The following is a 17335-nucleotide window of genomic DNA, read 5'->3' as shown; positions in this document are numbered from 1 at the left end:
GTAATCATAGAATGAATCGTTTTTTTGTTTTTTTAATCTTGGTTTTAACCATTTCACTTTCTGCTGAAATGGTTAAAATACCTAGAGGAAGTTTAAAACCTTTTTTAAAAGAGAGCGAATCCAGGTTAGGTGATAAAGTAATCGTAAAAGGTTTTTATTTGGATGAATATCCTGTTACCAAAAAAGAATATTTTGAATTTATCGAAGCCAATCCTGAATGGGAAAAGGGAAAAGTCTCCCATTTGTTTGCTGATGGTGGGTATTTGGGAGATTGGAAAGAAAAGGTTCCGACCAACCGCGATTCCAATTCTCCCGTAACTTATGTATCCTGGTTTAGTGCTAATGCATATTGCAACTGGAAAGGGAAACGTTTGCCTACCGAATCAGAATGGGAGTATGTAGCCAGTATTCCTCCAATTGGGAAAAATAAAAAAGCTGTCGAATCGGTAATTCTTGGTTGGTATGGGGAACAAAAGCCAGAGTTTCTTCCATCTGTCGGTAAATATAAAAACGGTTTAGGAGTGTATGACCAACATGGAATGATTTGGGAATGGGTATTTGATTTTAATAATACTTCTGTAACTGGTGATTCAAGACAAGATACCGATTTAGAAAGTAATCTTTTTTGTGGCGGCGGTTCATTAAAGGCTAATGATTTTTCTAATTATGCATCTTACATGCGTTATGGGTATCGGGCTGGATTGAAAGGTTGGTATACTGCCAAATATTTAGGGTTTAGATGTGCATCAGATATTAAAATAAAGGACAATTCATTATGAAATTTCAATCGACTCTCCAATTCATCATTTTTTTCATTTGTTTGGTTTTTAGTTCCGGCTGCGACGAACAAAATTCAAACAACCATCACCACCATCATGGAGAAGAACATGTGTTGGCTGCAAATGATGCTGCACAAGGCAGTCTGTTTGATTTAGGTTCCAAGTGGACAACGGAATTAAACAAAACAATTTCTTTGAACCAGTATCGAGGTTCTCTTTTTATCATTAGTATGTTCTACGCAACTTGCCAGTCCATTTGTCCAAGACTTGTGGCTGATATGGAACAATTAGCCAAAAAAATAAAGGAATCAACTGGTAGGGAGCCTCGTATGGTCCTTGTTAGTTTTGATTCTGAAAAAGACAGCCCAGATGTCCTGAATGCTTATAAAAAGAAAATGAAACTAAACGACAATTGGACTCTTCTTTCTGGAAAGGAAGCAGACATTCGAATGTTATCCGTTGTCCTTGGTATCAATTATAAAAAGATTTCCAATGGAGAGTTTAATCATTCGGCAGTTTATAGTTTGGTTTCAAAAGAAGGTTTTATTGTTTCACGAATTGAAGGTATAGGTTCGAATGCAGATGTTTTAATTTCCCAATACCAAAAATTAAAATAAACCTAATACATGTATTTTGTTATCTCCAAACTTTGTACATATTGTTGTTTCTTTGGGCAACGACTGCAAGCCAAGGAAAGGCTTTAAACTTTAGAATTGATTTGCTTTCCATTCGCTTAGTTTTATATCTACCTAAGATTCTCATTTTTTAAGGTAGTTGCCATTGTTTTCTTTTGGTTTGATTCGCTTGGTTCGTAGTATTTTCGTTTTTGTGATTCTTTTTTCTTTTGTTTTTTCCTGTAAAAAAAAGGCAGATGATACTGAAGAAGATTTGGTCACAATTCTCGGGCTTGGATTGTATGCCAGGTCTTGTGTGGGTCAAAATACATTTCCTGCAAGCGGTTCTGTCGGGGCATTGACAAGGTTACAAATCCAACCTTCTCTAACTTCTTCTGCGATCACTTCTTATAATCAACCCCATCACGTTTACCCTCCGCAATCGGGTGTTAGTCGAAAAAATATTCTTTCCGTTTTTTATCCTGGAACTGGTTCGACACCTTGTGAAATCGGAGCCATCCTACAACAAGGTGCTTCTCGCGGATACCATATCATTGGACTAAGTTACCCCAATGGAGAAGCAGTGAATAGTCTTTGTAACCAAGGTGCGGCAAGATCTGATGTTGGATGTTTTGAAAACTTAAGAAGAGAAGTGGTAACAGGTGCCGATGTTTCTCCCTATGTCTCAGTAGATGTAGCCAATTCAATCGAAGGAAGGTTACTTAGTCTCATTCAATATTTAGTCCAAACGAGACCGGGCGAAGGTTGGGACCAATTTCTTTCAGGCAATGTTGTCAATTGGTCCTTAGTGTATGTCGGGGGACATTCGCAAGGAAGTGGACATGCTGCCTTTCATGGAAAAATTCGAACTCTGGGACGAGTCTCTATATACAGTGGAGTTTCTGATTATAGTTTGCAATTTGCTACTTTGCCTAGTTGGATGGGAGCCGCCCAAAACACACCAGCGGCATCTTATTATGGACTCATTCATGAAAATGATACGGTTGCTAATTTTAGTGGGGATACAAACCAAGTAACAGATGCTTGGTCAAGTCAGTTTTCTATGACAGGAACTCTTACGAATACAAGTGTTGGTTCTCCATTCGGAAATAGCCATCGTTTGGTGACAAGTGCTTGTAACGGAATGGGGACAGCTGCATTACACAGTTGCCCTATGATCAATGGATTCCAATCCATTTGGAACTATATTAGTTACCCGTAATTTGTTTTTTGGTTAAAAAGGTGGAAGGCGTTTGAAAATCCATTCAGGGATCATACGAATCACCATCATGATCCATCTCCATGGCCAACGAATGTAGATTAAATTTTTTTTCTTTAATCCTGCACGGACAATGAGTTCTGCGGCAACTTTAGGTTGTAAGGTGAGCCAAGGGATTAAGTTATGCCCCTCCGACATTTTTGTGTAAACTGGTCCTAATTGGATGGTTGTGATATGGACTCCCTTTGGAAACAAGAGAGTCCTAAGACCTGAAAGATATGTGGTAAGTCCTGCTTTTGCACTCCCGTATATATAGTTCATTTGTCTGCCTCGGTCTCCAGCCACAGAACTAATGGCAACAATGGTTCCTTCTCCTCTTTTCTCCATATCCAAGGAAATGATGTTTATAAGAGAAACAACCGCAGAGTAGTTTGTTTGAATGGTTCGAAGAAGTTCATTTTGATCTTCTCTTGCTTTGGTTTGGTCTTCATAGTATCCGACTACGAAAAAAACAATATCTGGTTTTTGGGAAAGCCCATTAAAATACTGTTGATGAGAATGAAAATTAGTAACATCCCATTCAAAAATTTCCACAGGAACCAAAAATTGAGATTTAATTTTAACTTGTGTATCAGATAACTTTTGTTTATTTCTTCCCGTTAAAGAAAGAGAATATCCTCTTTTTGCAAGAGATTCTGCAATATAAATTCCAATGTCGGATGTGGCTCCAACGACAAGTGCATTTTTCATTTTTTAAACCGAATCCAAATTGATCTGACTATATTTGGTGGCTAGATTTTTTTTCATTGAAAATTCCACCAACCATCCACACTGCCAGATCCTGTGAATTCAAAACTTTCTCCAATTTTTGGCACTTGTAAATTTAGTTTTATATTTTGGGAAGCAGTAAGCACTCGTTTGATAGGATCATTCCAAGGATGCAGAGACAAAATAAATTTTCCCCAATGCACTGGTACAAAGGATTTGGCACCAATATTCGCTGCGGCCATAGCTGTTTCTTCAGGGCGCATATGAATGGAAGGCCAGTCGTCACCATATTGCCCGCATTCTAAAAAAGCCAAATCGAATGGTCCGTATTTTTTTCCAATGGATTCAAACACAGATCCGTATCCTGAATCACCACCAATAAAAACTTTATACTCACCAAGTTTTAAAACATAAGAACACCAAAGGCTTTTGTTTCTAAGTACACTTCGTCCAGAAAAATGTCGTGTTGGAGTGGCCGTGACTGTGATGATGGGATCAATTTCCTTTGTTTCAAACCAATCCAATTCAATGATTTTTGAGAGAGGTACTCCCCAAGACAATAAATGAGCAGAGACACCTAAGGGAACGATGATTTTTTTTGTCCTCGGATGTATCTTTAACATTGTTTCATAATCAAGATGGTCGTAATGATCATGAGTGATGATCAGAATATCTAAATCTGGCATATCTTCAGGAAGATAGATATCAGTTCCTTCAAACGATTGAACTGCAAAAGGGACAGGAGAGGCATAACCGGAAAAAACAGGATCCACTAAGATCTTTTTTCCTTCCGCTAGAAGAAGATAAGAAGAATGCCCGAACCAAATGTATTGTGCTTTATTTGCATCTAGATCTTTTAAATTGATTTTGGTAGACGGAATGGGGGAAGAAGGCCGAATGGAATTTGGTTTTTGCCAATATTTGATAGCCATTTTCCAGTAAGAACTGTTAGGTGCTAACATTTCTGTATGTTCTATGTTTTGAAAACTTCCAGATTGAAAGTGTTCAGACTGAGAAATCCGTTTGAGAATATCACCGTGAGGGAGTTTGCCGAGAGTTGTTGCCAAAATATCGTCCTTAATGATTGGACGGTGTTAAATCCTTTTTTGCCCATTTTCGTATCATAAAATCGAGATCGTGTAAAAGAAGCGGTTTTGTCATAAAATCATCCATACCAGCCGAAAGGCATCGTTGTTTTTCTTCTTCTAACACATTGGCAGTAAGGGCAATGATGACCGGTTGTTTGGATATGGTTTTGGATTGGCGAATGCACTTGGTGACAGTGATTCCGTCCATATCAGGCATCTGGACATCCATAAATACTAAATCTGGTTGTTCAGAACGTACCATATCTAAAGTTTTTTCTCCGTTATCTGCTTGTAAGGCGGTAAATCCAAGTTTTTTCAAAAAAAGATCCGAAACTTTTTGATTGATCGGGTCATCATCTGCGATCAAAATTTTTATAGGATATTTATCAGCAAGTTTGGAATCCCATTCTGTTTTAGTTGGTCTCTCCCCTTGGTTTGTCGATGATTCGGGGCGAAAGGAATCGGAAGGAACTTGTGAATCAAATTGGAAAAAAAAGTTGGAACCCCGTCCGTAAACACTTTGAACGGAAATAGAACCACCCAACTCTTCGATTAATTTTTTTGTGATTGCAAGTCCAAGCCCAGTGCCGACTGTTTTTTCTGTCAGATGGGAGTGTATTTGAGAAAACGGTTGGAATAAAATTCCCATTCGATCTTCCGGAATTCCAATTCCTGTATCTTTCACCGAGATCGCCAATCGAACTTTACCATCTAACAAAGGTATAAATTCTACAGAAACAGTAATGGTTCCTTTCTCTGTGAACTTAACTGCATTGCTCAAAAGATTGGTTAGAATTTGTGCAAATCGTCTTTGGTCAGTCATTAAGAAATTTGGTGGAGTGTTCACAAGTTCTAATGAGATGAGGAGGCGATTTGGATCTGATTGGGATTTAAAAAGATTGATACAATCGTTTAGAAATTTTGGTAAAGCAACGGGCTCTAGGTGTAATTCAAATTGCCCCGATTCTAATTTTGTTAAATCTAAAATATCGTTCACAAGTAATAATAAATTGTCTCCACTGAACTGAATTAGATTTAAATATTCTTTTTGTTCTTCGGTTAGATCCGTTTGTTGCAGAATTTGAGTCATCCCCAAAATCCCGTTCATGGGAGTTCTGATTTCGTGACTCATTGTTGATAAAAATGATGTTTTGAAATTTACTTTTGCTTCTGCATTTTCTTTTTCTTGTTTTAGCCTTTCTTTGTTTTTGAAATTTTCAATCATCCGATCAGCAATGAATAGGGCTTGGGACAAACCAAATACTAAAAATCCGTATTGCGCGAGATAGGCGGTTCCTTTTTTTGCAAATTCGGTAAGTATATCGAGGGAGAACAATGCCATTGTTGCAATGACAGAAAAAAGAAAAAATTTGCTTCCCGGTTTTTTTAAAATCACACCATCGATGATGGGATATAGTATTCCAAATAAAGTGAATAAGGAAAGAATAAGATGAATGCCTAGAAATTTCGAAAATGTTAATATATCAAGTGGCAAAGCAAAAAATAACAAAGAAGCAATGATGAAGTTTGCCCGATACACAAAACGATATTCTTTTGCGTTATAAATTTCCCTTACATACAAAACAAATGAAACATAGAGCAAAACAAAACTAATCCCATTGAATTTTACAATCGTTTCATAAAAACCAAGAGGAAGATAGTTATAGATGAAACGAGTTTCACCAGTGGTAAACAATCGTATTGCAGCAATAAAACATACAGCTGCGAAAAAAACATGAGTTTTTTCATCTCTCCAAAATAGATACAAAATCAAATGGAAAAAAGCTAACGTAAATAAAGATGCCAATACAAAGACATCACGAGTGATCGCTTCTAAAAAGGATCGATTGATCCCAGAATGTGAACCCAGGTGGTATGGTGTTGCGATTCCGCAAATATGATAATGAAAACAGGAAATTTTGACGACTAAATTGATTTGGTTGTTTAAAGCCTTGGGCAGAGCAACTGTTTGAATTTTTAAGTGAGGAACTTCCTTGTCATAGTTTTCTCCAATGGTTCCTGATTGGTAAATGGTTTCCCCATCCACCGCTATTTCAAAGGCATTGCGAGTGACTCCATTTTGAAGATAAAGATTTTTTGTGTTTTCTGCCACAAGGATTTTTAAACTGAGCGTTGCAAATCCGGTTGGATATTTTTCCCCAGAAAGATTGGTCCAGTGTCCTGGAACATTTGTAAACTCGTTTGGAGATAGGTCCTCCTTTGGGTTCCAGTTTTGCCAATGAATTTTCCACTCACCATTGAGAGGCACATTTCCCATGGTTTCGAAGTTCCATTGTCTTAGATCTAAGATGCCATTTTGGGCAACTGGTACACTAACATCCTGACCCAAACCGCAGTGGCTAAACGATGTGGTCAAAAATATCAACAGGAAGATTAGTTTTGTGATCTTCATTGCCTTCAACCAATTGGACGAAAGAAAACAAAAAAAACTGCATTAATTGCGGATGAGGAACCACCGCCTTACGTTGAAAAGAACCCAGGTGATCCAACTTGGTTTCCGTAGATATCCCAGTTTAATTAGATTTTCTTTGTTTTGAAAGCCCTTTAGTTTATCAGGATTTACTAAATTGAAGATGGTATCGATTTGTTTGTTTTGGATTGTAAAAATTTGAACAAAACTTGGAACTTCGTTCGAATATCCCACAAGTGCTGGTGAACCGTTGGCATAACCAAAATAGATTTCTGTTGATTTTGCTTTTTTCTCTGTCGTTTTTTTTAATAATGTAACAACTCTTTGGATTCCAGGAATTGGGATTCTTGCAGCATGAACTTTGCCACCTCCATCCGCATAGGCAATGACATCTTCAGATAAAAGTTTGGTCAGCGACTGAGTGTCTTGGTGATAACAAGCAAAACTAAATTCGAGTAAAAGTTTAGAATGAAGTTTTGGGTCAGGTTCAAATTTCTTTTTTCTGGATTGGATTGCCACACGGGCTCGGCTAAAGATTTGCCTGCAATTGTCTGGAGTTTTCCCGATTATTTCTGCGATTTCTTCATAAGAAAAGTCGAATAACTCGCGTAATATGAATACTGCTCTTTCTTTTGGATTGAGTGTTTCGAGAATCACTAGAAATGCAAAGTTGATTCTTTCATCATCCATTGATTCTGCAGTTTCCGGGATTGGTTCTGGCAAAAAAGGTCCAATGTAGGTTTCTTTTTTTCTAGAAGCCTTTTTCAAAAGATCAAACGCAAGTCTTGCCGTTATACTTCCCAAATAGGATTTTTCATTTTGTATATCTTCTTTTTTGGCGGAGAGCCATCTAAGATAACTCTCCTGCACAATGTCTTCTGCATCCGCATAACTTCCTGTAATCCGGTATGCAATGGAAAAAAGATAGTGTTTCCATTTTAAAAATATATGAATTTCATTCATGGAATTAAACTCCGATCGGGACTGGGTTTTTCTGTAATTTATTTTCCATCTGGATCGGATTTCCCTTTGGCCAAAAATAAAATCGAAACGGAAGGAGTTTTTCCATCTTCAAAGAAAAGATTGTAAAACGGTTTACCATTTCTTTGATACGAGCTCCCCATTTTCCTTTAATGATTTTCTCTTTCGGTTTATCATCGTTGTATGTAAACTGAATGAGCCCTTCGTTTCTACCCAAAGATATACACCTTCCAAAAAACTGAAATGAAAAAGGAGAAATGTTTTTTCCTTGAATGAGATTTGCGAGGTGATCCGCAATATAAGCTCCCATGGGTAAAGCTGTCACACAACCCATTCTTAAATAAGAGGTTTCTAAATAAGCTAAATCACCTGCAACAAAAACTTCGGGATGTCCAATGGCCCTTAAGAATGGATCCACATACACTTGGTTTCTCTCATTCGTAGGAAATCCTGCCTGTTTGGGAAGGGGAGAACAATGAAACCCGCAACAATTGAAAAGAACGTCAAATGAAAGTTTGGTTTGGTTTTGAAAGATGATTTCTTTTGCAGAGATTGTTTCGATTTTCACGTTATCTAAAATTTGAATTTGGTTCTGGAACAAATAAGATTGTAAATAATCTTTTGCTTTTTGGGAAAAGGAAGTTCCCCATTCATTTCGATCAACAATTGTTACAGAAGAATGCGGGCGGTAGTGTTTCCATTCTGTGGCCATTTCAATTCCGGTCAGTCCCCCTCCAATGATACAAAGATTTTGAATTTCTTTTTGTTTTGAATCTTTCAAAAACTTGGAAACGGCTTCTTGGGATTGAATGGAATGTTCAAAATTGGATTTTTTTTGGATTCCAGTGCTACCGAGACAAAGGATAAGATAATCATAGAAGAGTGGTTCAGATTTTCCTTCGAGTAAAACAGATTTTTCACTTGGTAAAATATTGGTGATTCTAGCCTGTAGAAATTTAACTCTTGTTCGGAGTAAATCTTTGATTTGGTAGTTTTTTCTTTTTTCTTGAACAGTGGTTTCATGATTTCGAATTCTTTCTTGGAAGATATTAGATTCGGAAATTAAAATAATTTCGACCTCGTCCAATTGTTTGTCTAAGCGATTTGCAGCCATAATTCCTGCATAACCAGCTCCTAATATGATAATTTTTGGTTTCATCTTTATACCTCATTACCAAGACGAAAACCCCCTCAGGTTTTGTGACAGAGTTTACAAAAAATTTCGGCTTGATTTAACACTTGATAAAATGAAAGATCACACATGCCGAAAATGAATTGGAAATCTTATCTTACCTACTGTGGAATTGTTTTCCTTTTCCCAATTTTGTCGGTTAAGGCGGAGGGGTTTGAGCGTGGAAAATTAATTTTCTACGGAAATGGCGCTTTTGGGATCGGTGAAAATTCAGGAACTTTGGAAAAAAATGTAGAAAAGACAAATTTCCCCAATTTCCTTGCACTAAACTCTCCTTATGCGGACAATCTCTCCGCTTATATGAATTATTATACTATCAGTACGGTGAACCAACAGAGAACTGAACTTTCTAGTCATTTCGGTGAATTGGGATTCGAATATGGATTGTTTCGTTATTTTGGAATTGGATTATCCGTTTCTGACCAAGTGATCCGGGCTTCTAACTTTCGGTCTGTAGACGAAAGACAAATCATTCTATATGCATTAACAGCTACAAACTATTCTACTCTCCTCAGTCGACTAAACCAAGGCGACATTTACGATTTAGCTGTTCAAAAAAAAAGGGATGTCTTCCATTCGACTTCTGGTGATTTGAATCTTTTTTTCCACTTACAACCAAATGATCCCATGGATCCATACATTCGAGTCGGAGGTGGTGCTGGATACGAACGATTGTTTGGTGGCGGTACCAATCGTGTATTCGGTGCTGTTGGTTTTAGGTATCATTTCGACAGTCATCTTTTTGTGAATGCTGAATTAGAACATTCCAATGTTTATATTGTGAATTATAGTGCTCCCAGTTCTGGTCATAGGAACAAGGGAAATTTTGAAGAAACATTTTACAAAATAGGTTTGGGGGTCAGTTTTTCCACGTTAGGAGACGTAAAACAGGAGATAGAAACCAAACCTACCTCTGTCCTAGATACAGCAGGTTCGGAACTTCCAACCCAGTCCAAAGAACAGGTCATAGAAAATAAATTGGAGAGATTTGTATTTCTTGCTAGTGAGATATTTGATCTACCCACAAGCCGTATCCACTTAGAAGGGAGAGCTCGCTTGGATGCCATTGCTCGCAGTTTAGTAAATGAGTATAAGGATTATGATGTTCTCGTGATTACTTATACTAGCCCCTTTCGGGATGATTTACCAGGAAATTATGAAAACTACGACCTTGGTTTTGAACGTTCCCAAGCAATCTCAAGGATTTTAAGAGATAAGGGAGTAAGTCCGCAGCGGATCATAAATTCCACCCAGGGTTCGTCTCTTTATACCGTAGAATCAAAAGAAAAGGTAGTGATTGAGCTTCGAAAAAAAGTAAAATAATACCTTCGAAACCCAATCGTATTTTTTGATTGATTACCTTTTGGAACCAACGTTTGTTTTTTCTGTTTGGTTGAGTTCCAAAAGTTCGGCAGTATTTCTTCGGCTCACCAAACAAACTTCCGGGTTATCTTTCATGGATTCACCAAAACTTGGAATCATCATTTTGAGTTTTGATTTCCATTCATTTGATGACATTTCTTTTGGAAAACAATCTGCTAAAACTTCTAACATAATCGAAACGGAAGTGGAAGCACCGGGACTTGCTCCCAGTAACGCTGCAAGAGATCCGTCTTTAGCCGAGACAACCTCTGTTCCAAATTCTAAAACGCCACCTTCTTCTTCATCTTTTTTGATGACTTGTACCCTTTGTCCTGCAATCACTAATTCCCAATCTTCTGATTTTACTTCAGGAAAGTATTCTCTTAATGCATCGATCCTATCTTCATGTGATTGTATGGCTTGGCCAATGAGATACTTTGTTAATGGAAGGTTGTGCATCCCTGCAGATAACATTGGAAAGATATTGTCAAATTCCAGCGATTTCACTAAATCTAAATATGATCCTCGTTTTAGAAACTTTGTCGTAAAACCTGCAAATGGTCCAAATAATAGTTCTTTTTTTCCTTCTATGATTCTTGTGTCTAAATGTGGAACGGACATTGGTGGAGAACCTACATTTGCTTTACCATATACTTTTGCAAAATGTTGTTTGATGACATCGCGGTTGCGGCAACGCAACCATTGCCCACTCACTGGAAATCCACCAAAGCCAGAAGCCTCAGGGATATCTGATTTTTCTAAAAGAGGAAGACTACCACCACCGGCTCCAATAAATACAAATTTGGCTTCATGGTGTTCCTTTTCATGGGTTTGAATATTATTTGATGTTAGGTGCCATAAACCATTTTCACTTCGTTCCAAATCCTTTACATCCTCAAAATAATGAACATGAACATCTGGAAAACTTTCTAAATAACGAAACATGGCTCTAGTTAATGTTCCAAAGTTGACATCAGTGCCTAATTCCATTTTGGTAGCAGCAACAGGTTCTGAAAGATCACGACCAGACATAACCAGAGGGAGCCATTCGGTTAAAGTTTTGGTATCATCTGTATAAATGAGACCTCTAAAGAGTTCATATTTTTTTAAAGCTTCGTAGCGTTTTTTAAGAAAGGAGACATTTTCCTCCCCCCAGACAAAACTGTAATGAGGAATAGAATGAATGAATTCATCTGCGTCTAAAATTCGTTTGGTGCCCGATAAATAACCCCAGAATTCTTTCGAAATTTCAAACCATTCTGCAATTTGAAGGGCCTTTTTTGTTTGGATCGAACCATCTTCATTTTCGATTGTATAATTCAATTCACAAAAGGCTGAGTGTCCAGTTCCGGCATTATTCCAAGCATTTGAACTTTCCCTTGCTGCAGCATCTAAACGTTCCAAAACTGTGATTGTTAGGTGAGGTGCTAGTTCTTTCAGAAGAACTCCGAGGGTGGCACTCATGATCCCTGCGCCAATCAAAATTACGTCCGACTTGGTTCTAACTGTATCTTTTTCTTTCATCCTCAACCTTCTGTCTCATTATCGACAACTTTTGTGATTTAATCTATGTCCAAAGAATAGGGTCACACAATTGAAAGCATTCTTCCTATTTTTGTCCGTTCTCACATCGTTACTCGGATTTATCTATTATTATTCTACCTTTCGGTTGATCTCAGGACTTTCACTGAATGGACCGGTGGTTTCTGTGATTTTATTGGGAATTGGAGCTTTGGTTTTACTTGTTCCCTTGACTTATACCTTTAGTCGGATTTCCAAACGGGAAAAAACGCAAACAATCTTTGCTTATATCACCTTTACCAACTTTGGTTTTTTTTCCATTCTATTCACATTGGTTCTTTTTATGGATTTTTTACGTTGGGTGGATTTGGGAATTATCACTCAATATTCGCAAGTTTTGTTTTCTAGTTTGGTTCATTTTGGATTTCCATTAGATGGAATCACCGAAGTTAAAAACTTTAGTTTAGCATTTTCAACCATTGTTGCTGCTACGGCTCTCAGTTCTCTTGGATTTTTTAATGCGCACGTTCGATTGCAATACAAACGAGTGTCAGTTCCTATTAAAAATTTACACCCTGACTTGGATGGTTTTAAGATTGTTCAAATTTCGGATGTTCATATTGGACCTACGATCAAAGAAAAATTTTTACAAAGAGTTGTGAAAAGGATTAACCAGGAATCACCTGATGCCGTTGTGATTACCGGAGATTTGGTCGATGGACCAGCCTCTACATTAAAACAACATTTAAAACCACTCGCTAGCATTCAGTCTCAATATGGCACCTTTTACGTAACGGGAAATCATGAATACTATTCAGGCGTTCTTTCCTGGTTGCCTGAGATCCAAAACTTAGGAGTGAAAATCCTACTCAACCAAAATCAAATTCTTACAGTTGGCAAAGCAAAATTATTAATGGCAGGAGTTACGGATTTAACCGCCGGTCGAATGATCAAATCTCACCAAACAGATCCTAAACGAGCCATGCTTGGTGGTGAAAATTGTGATTTTAAAATATTATTGGCCCACCAACCCAATAGTATTTATGAAGCAAGTGAAGCTGGTTTTCAGTTGCAAATCTCTGGGCACACCCATGGCGGACAATTTTTTCCCGGCAATATTTTGATTTATTTTGCTCAGAAGTTTGTTTCCGGTTTGCATCAGTATAAAAATTCTTTAGTTTATGTTAGTCGGGGAACCGGATATTGGGGCCCTCCGTTTCGATTAGGTGCTCCTTCTGAAATTTCCATTTTAAAACTGGAATCCACATAATTTCGGAGTTTCGAGCCTATTAAATTGAATCCTGAACCTAGACCTCGGGTTGTTCCTAGTTAAAAAAAATACGAAAGTAGGTGAAGTCCTTTGGGATTTCTGAAATGATTGTCAAACGAAATGGCGGACCACAGAGCATGAATCAGAATCTACTCATCAGAAAATTGACTATTGCAATTGAAGCTCCTCTCTACTTGCTGATTTTTCCTTATTTTATAAACTTTTGTTTATTTGCCTCACGTTTTGATGTTACAACTCTCATCCAACTTGCCATTCTTGGTTCTCTACTTTCTCTTCTCCCACTAATCATTGGAATTTTTTTGCGGTATCGTAGATTGAAACGTCTGTTAGCTTATACTAGTCAGACGGATGGAAAAACCTTAGAAGTTTTGAAAAAAGGTCTTTTGGAACATCCGCATTGGGAAGGCAAGGTCATCCTCATCCGTTGGACCACTTCTATTTTTGGATTTTCCTTTATGGCAACGACCGTTTTGGAACTTCCATGGAAAGAAATATTAGCATTGCCCTATGCTTGTGTGATGTTATCTCCCATTATCTATTTGGCATTTTATTTTCAAACGGAAGTAAACTTAAGTCCCGTATTAAAAGCAAAGGAATTGTCTTCTGTTCTTTTGGATGAAACGAAAATTAGGGTTTTTGGTGTGTTCCAAAGAAATCTTTTTACGATGATTGCGGTTGCATTGTTACCAATGTTAACGTTTGGATATTATTTGTTTTTGATTTTATTAACGGAGTTTCGTTCTCCGTATTGGTTTTACCAAATGCCAATCGTTTTTATCATGATGGTAGTCATAATCATCTATGCTGCATATGTTGGTAGTAAATCTCTTAAAGAAGATATTGGTAACTTAAATCACTCGATAGAAAAACTATCCAAAGGGGAACTTTCGGAAACCATCCCGCAGCTTTCTGCCACAAACTTGAGCCATACAATTACAAAATTAAACTTATTTATGGAATCGTTACGCCAGTATTTCCAAACAGCAAAAGTAGAAGCTATATCACTCCTTTCCACATCTAGACTAATTTTAGATAAAGGAAGTGTCATCGATTCTCAGGTAAGTGCAGAAAAAAACAAACTAGATTCCACTTTTGAATCGGTAAACCAAATCCAAAATTTATCCCGAGCGACTTATGATCGTGTTCTTTCCCAAAAAGATAAAACTAATTTTTTAGTGACAGAACTCACTCGAGTTACTGAAGAAATGACAGACCTTTCAGTAAAAGCGGATGGTTTGGCACAAAATACAGTTCATTCTATTGGAACCATTCAAGTTGCAAAGGATGCCATCCAATCTGCCTATGAAAAGGTAGAAGTGATGAATCAAATGAGTGAAAATATCAAAGAAACCATTTCAATTGTAGAAGGTATATCCGACCGAGTGAATTTACTTTCCTTAAATGCGTCCATTGAAGCGGCACGTGCCGGATCAATGGGAAGGGGATTTGCTGTTGTCGCTGGTGAAGTATCACGTCTTGCAGATGAAACAGCAAAGAATATAGAAGAAATCAAACGAGTTGTAAAGTTATCTCAAGTTGCTTCCAAAGAAAGTTTGGAATCCATGAAAGAAATTATATCCACCAATGAAGATGTAAAATTAAAATTTGAAGAAATTTCGAAAGTAGTGCAGATGTTTGGTAGGACGAGTGAAACAAGTTCCGAGAATGTAAAGTCATTAAAGGAACTTGTCGCTCAGTTCCAGCGGGATGCAGAACAAATTACCGAAGAAATGAAATTACAAACAGGATACACAGAAGAGTCGAATACTAATTTACAAGAGTTGTGGGAGAACCATTCAAAAATTTCTACAACCTTTGGTGAAATTTCCGAAGAAGCAAATCGTCTGCAAACTGTATCTGATTCAATGGAAAAGATTGTTTCTCGGTTTCGATTTTAGTTTGAATGCAAATGAAACTTGGGACCGCTATACGATGACTGAAATAAGAATTTAGGTTTCGTATGGAAGAGTTAATTCTCATCCTGCAAACAGAGCAGAATGAGAATCTTTCGAATGTTATTATTTTAAATAACCTTTTTCTTTGATTTCAGCAAAGACTGAACTAAGTAAATCTCTTCTTTGTGCATCTGCTTTTGCCACTGGATCAGCAAAAGGCATTACAAATAAAAGTAAGATTTGACCGACTTCAGTTTTTTTCTCTTCACGTTTCATTTCGGCAAGAACTTTTCCTTTTTTATCTTTCACAACTACATTCATAGTAATATGGGATCCTGCGTAATAAGGTAAAATCCCAAGAGTTGGTAAAGAAAGCCAAAGAGATACTTTGGCAGAAAAATATCCACGATCTTCTGTCGCTTTGATATCAAATGTATAGTCTGCTTCTGTTTGACTTCTGGTGGAATACACATCCTCACTTTCATTCAAAAGTTTTGCAGATTCATTTTGCCATTTTTGCTTCAAAAATTCATGTGGATCGTCAGGTTCTCCGTTCACTGTCCCCTGGTAAGTGGCATTCACTTTTACTGCTAATTTTTTTGAAGTACCAAAGTTTTTGACAATCGGAGTTCCTTCATATTCACCACTTCGAAAATTCAAACAATTGGTTGTTAGAATCCCCAGAATCATTAATGTTAGGTTTTTATAAAAAGGTTTAATCATTAGTTTTCCTGATTGAAAGTATAAAGTTTATTTTTTAAATTTACTAAGTTTTTTATCTGCCACTTCTTTCCAGTAGGAGTTTGGATTTGCTTTGCTCACACCTTCCAAAAAAACAAACTCGTCAAAGCCAGGTCTACGTAAGTCTGGATAATAGTATTTGTCTTTAAGTAATTCTGAATTTGATTTTAGGATGAAGCCATTGTCTTTTTCTAAAACAAATTTCTTTTTTTTGGACATACCGATTAATTCATCTAATGTTGCGGAAAGTGCAAATGGATCTTCTGAAGTAGTTTCCTTTATTACACCTTTAAATAATCCTAAATATTGAATTTCACCTGGTTTTGCTTTGAATTTCATTACCTTAGCTGTATCTTCTGGATCAAAATCAATGTATACATTGTCACATCTTTGTTGGGTTGTTGGAATTCCGTTAACAAATACCATTGTGGTACGGCAGAAAACATAACCCGTAGTTGAAACTGTATAAGAATTCCCGTCCACAGGAACAACACGGGAAATGTAGGAAATCACTTGTAACTTTTTACCGTTATAAATTTTTTCTTTATCTGTTTCTTCCACTAAGACATCTGCTGGATCTGGAATTCTTTTTTTTGCATCCGCCTGACTATTTGCATCCAACTTTACAATGTGGTCTCCAAAAGTCTGACCAAATTGGTATTGGTTTTCCGTTCCAAATAAGCCGGGTGGATATTCTAAATAGATTCCATATCCGACCAAACCTACAGATTTGATTTCTTCTTTGGATTTGGGAGATTCTAACCTGTAGACAGATGACTTACAGGCGATTACAAACAAGAATAGGGGAAGCAGCATAATTCCCGTGATGCGAAATTTGTTCATTTTGTTTTCCTTAATTTTTGCAAAAACTAAAAGGATTTGAGAATTTGGCAAGTAAAACGGTTTAGTTCATTCGAAAAATCGTAAAAACAGAAATTTAATTTATCTTAAAAATATGTGCCAGCGGTATCTGTTTGAGGAATTCGATTCTCTGGTTCAGAGAATTTAACTTGTCTTAGTTTCCAACAGATGGTTTTGTCATAAATCCCGAGGAGAACGGGTTTGTTTGGTGGTTCAGGCAGGTCCAGTTTAACATTTGCAAGTTGCTGTTTGGTTCGTAGTTCTACTTTGTAAAACCAACCTAAGAATATTGAGATATGAGTTAATTCTTATCAAAAGGATACTGAATGCTTCTTTAATTTTTTGGTTCAATTGAGGTTTTACCATTCATAGACACATGATCATCCTATTTATTTTATATCCCTATCCCTTGTAAGTTTTTGATACGTTCACAAAAATATTTGCTAAAGAAAATTATCCGCCTTCACTATCGTTATCTTCTTGTCCGATCTGAGTTTTAATTTTTGTAAGGAGGGTGCGACTTGATCCAAAAAAATAGCATTCAAACGTAGGATTGTTTCTTCAAAACCTTGGTATTCAAAGTTAACGAAGA

At 37.0% G+C, this 17335-nt stretch carries 14 protein-coding genes; 6 read left to right on the top strand and 8 right to left on the bottom strand.

Annotated elements, in window-relative coordinates; translation table 11 throughout:
- Positions 1–11: 11 nt before the first annotated feature.
- The 3 genes from EHQ47_RS18550 (at position 12) to EHQ47_RS18540 (ending at position 2615) form a co-directional block, all read left to right on the top strand.
- Entirely contained in the window at positions 12–779 is a 768-nt protein-coding gene (locus EHQ47_RS18550; protein ID WP_135747095.1) for a formylglycine-generating enzyme family protein, read from the top strand.
- Positions 776–1396 carry an SCO family protein gene (locus tag EHQ47_RS18545; RefSeq protein WP_135747096.1) on the top strand — a complete coding sequence of 207 codons (621 nt, stop codon included), beginning with the start codon at positions 776–778 and terminating at the stop codon, positions 1394–1396. Before EHQ47_RS18550 ends, EHQ47_RS18545 begins: the two co-directional genes overlap by 4 nt.
- 271 nt (positions 1397–1667) lie before the next feature.
- The gene (locus tag EHQ47_RS18540) at positions 1668–2615 is read left to right on the top strand and encodes a BPSS1187 family protein (protein ID WP_244290410.1); all 948 of its coding nucleotides are present in this window, start codon (positions 1668–1670) and stop codon (positions 2613–2615) included.
- 12 nt (positions 2616–2627) lie between these two features.
- Here EHQ47_RS18540 and EHQ47_RS18535 read toward each other — a convergent pair whose 3' ends face one another.
- The 5 genes from EHQ47_RS18535 to EHQ47_RS18515 all read right to left on the bottom strand — a co-directional run bounded on the left by EHQ47_RS18535 (position 2628) and on the right by EHQ47_RS18515 (position 9039).
- A complete protein-coding gene (locus EHQ47_RS18535; protein WP_135747097.1) occupies positions 2628–3362 on the bottom strand; it encodes an SDR family NAD(P)-dependent oxidoreductase in 735 nt (244 codons plus the stop codon).
- A gap of 53 nt (positions 3363–3415) precedes the next feature.
- Entirely contained in the window at positions 3416–4447 is a 1032-nt protein-coding gene (locus EHQ47_RS18530) for an MBL fold metallo-hydrolase (protein WP_135747098.1), read from the bottom strand.
- Between the two features lie 10 nt (positions 4448–4457).
- On the bottom strand, positions 4458–6746 hold the full coding sequence (locus EHQ47_RS18525; RefSeq protein WP_135747099.1) for an ATP-binding protein: 2289 nt from the start codon (positions 6744–6746) through the stop codon (positions 4458–4460).
- Positions 6747–6923: 177 nt separating this feature from the next.
- The gene (locus EHQ47_RS18520; protein ID WP_135747100.1) at positions 6924–7862 is read right to left on the bottom strand and encodes a sigma-70 family RNA polymerase sigma factor; all 939 of its coding nucleotides are present in this window, start codon (positions 7860–7862) and stop codon (positions 6924–6926) included.
- Between the two features lie 4 nt (positions 7863–7866).
- A complete protein-coding gene (locus EHQ47_RS18515) occupies positions 7867–9039 on the bottom strand; it encodes an NAD(P)/FAD-dependent oxidoreductase (protein WP_135747101.1) in 1173 nt (390 codons plus the stop codon).
- 102 nt (positions 9040–9141) lie between these two features.
- Here EHQ47_RS18515 and EHQ47_RS18510 point away from each other — a divergent pair, with 102 nt between their 5' ends.
- Entirely contained in the window at positions 9142–10395 is a 1254-nt protein-coding gene (locus EHQ47_RS18510; RefSeq protein WP_135747102.1) for an OmpA family protein, read from the top strand.
- Between the two features lie 33 nt (positions 10396–10428).
- Here the strand turns inward: EHQ47_RS18510 and EHQ47_RS18505 are convergent, their stop codons facing one another.
- Complete coding sequence (locus EHQ47_RS18505) at positions 10429–11958, bottom strand: malate:quinone oxidoreductase (RefSeq protein ID WP_135777798.1); 1530 nt, start codon at positions 11956–11958, stop codon at positions 10429–10431.
- Positions 11959–12028: 70 nt separating this feature from the next.
- Here EHQ47_RS18505 and EHQ47_RS18500 point away from each other — a divergent pair, with 70 nt between their 5' ends.
- Together EHQ47_RS18500 and EHQ47_RS18495 are read left to right on the top strand one after the other, a co-directional pair.
- Positions 12029–13225, top strand: a complete 1197-nt coding sequence (locus EHQ47_RS18500; RefSeq protein ID WP_135747104.1) for a metallophosphoesterase — start codon at positions 12029–12031, stop codon at positions 13223–13225.
- 137 nt (positions 13226–13362) lie between these two features.
- Positions 13363–15144, top strand: a complete 1782-nt coding sequence (locus tag EHQ47_RS18495; RefSeq protein ID WP_135747105.1) for a methyl-accepting chemotaxis protein — start codon at positions 13363–13365, stop codon at positions 15142–15144.
- 120 nt (positions 15145–15264) lie between these two features.
- Here EHQ47_RS18495 and EHQ47_RS18490 read toward each other — a convergent pair whose 3' ends face one another.
- The gene (locus EHQ47_RS18490; RefSeq protein ID WP_135747106.1) at positions 15265–15864 is read right to left on the bottom strand and encodes a hypothetical protein; all 600 of its coding nucleotides are present in this window, start codon (positions 15862–15864) and stop codon (positions 15265–15267) included.
- A gap of 27 nt (positions 15865–15891) precedes the next feature.
- Positions 15892–16725, bottom strand: a complete 834-nt coding sequence (locus tag EHQ47_RS18485; protein ID WP_135777797.1) for a hypothetical protein — start codon at positions 16723–16725, stop codon at positions 15892–15894.
- Positions 16726–17335 lie beyond the last annotated feature (610 nt).

This window comes from Leptospira bourretii, from assembly GCF_004770145.1.
Lineage (GTDB): Bacteria > Spirochaetota > Leptospiria > Leptospirales > Leptospiraceae > Leptospira_A > Leptospira_A bourretii.
The sequence above is the reverse complement of the archived record's forward strand: the minus strand, read 5'-3'. Positions and strand labels throughout refer to the sequence as shown.